This window comes from Sphingomonas segetis (assembly GCF_009720245.1).
GTDB lineage: Bacteria > Pseudomonadota > Alphaproteobacteria > Sphingomonadales > Sphingomonadaceae > Sphingomicrobium > Sphingomicrobium segetis.
Genome location: NZ_WJSQ01000304.1, coordinates 1 through 841 on the forward strand (window position 1 = coordinate 1; position 841 = coordinate 841).

1 protein-coding gene is annotated in these 841 nt (G+C 70.4%); it reads right to left on the minus strand.

Annotation, left to right across the window (positions count from 1 at the left end):
* Positions 1 to 781: M23 family metallopeptidase (locus tag GH737_RS14925; protein WP_155265543.1), on the minus strand; the 781-nt coding region annotated here is incomplete at its 3' end.
* Positions 782 to 841 lie beyond the last annotated feature (60 nt).

Below are 841 nucleotides of genomic sequence, written 5' to 3' on the forward strand. Positions count from 1 at the left end.
GCCTGCTCACGCCGACGCCGAGCAGCGCCTTGAGCCGCGCCTTGACGGCGGCGGCGAGGTGCGTGTCGACGACCGGCGCGCTGGTGAGGCGCACCGACAGCGGGTTCACCGGCGTCCCGCCCATCCTGACTTCGAAATGGACGTGCGGTCCCGTGGATAGCCCGCTCGACCCGACATAGCCGATCACCTGCCCCTGCCGCACGAAGCTGCCCGGCTCGGCGGCGATCGAGCTCATGTGACCGTAGAGGCTGACGATTCCGCCCGCGTGCGCGATCTTGACCTCCCGGCCGTAGCCGCCGGCCCATCCCGCGGAGACCACGCGGCCGTCTCCCGCCGCCACGATCGGGCTCCCCCACGAAGCGCCGATGTCGAGCCCCGCGTGGAAGCGCGAGAAATGCAGGATCGGGTGATAGCGGTTGCCGAAATAGGAGGTGATGTGGCCATCAACCGGCATCATCATCCCGCTCGTCGTGGCCGCGGGCCGCTCGACGTTCGCAGCGTCGATCCATCGGCCCTGGCCGTTCGCATCCCACCTGACGAGCTGCAGCCCCCGTTCCCCGATCCGATCGAGCCCGGCGTAAAGCAGCCGGTGGTTACTGCCGAGCACCAGGTCGAAGCTGTCGCCCGCCGGGACCTCGCCGACGTCGATCTCGGTCGCGAGCGCCGCAAGATATTCCGCCGCCACTTGAGGGCTCGCGCCGGCCGTCCGAAGCGACCAGTAAAAGCCTTCTCCGATGCGACCGCGGATGCGCAGCGGGCCGGCGCCCGCAGGTGCCGCCACTGGCGCCTGCTGCGTCTCGGCCGGCGGCACGAAGGCGCGTTTCGGCGCGAACTCGATCGG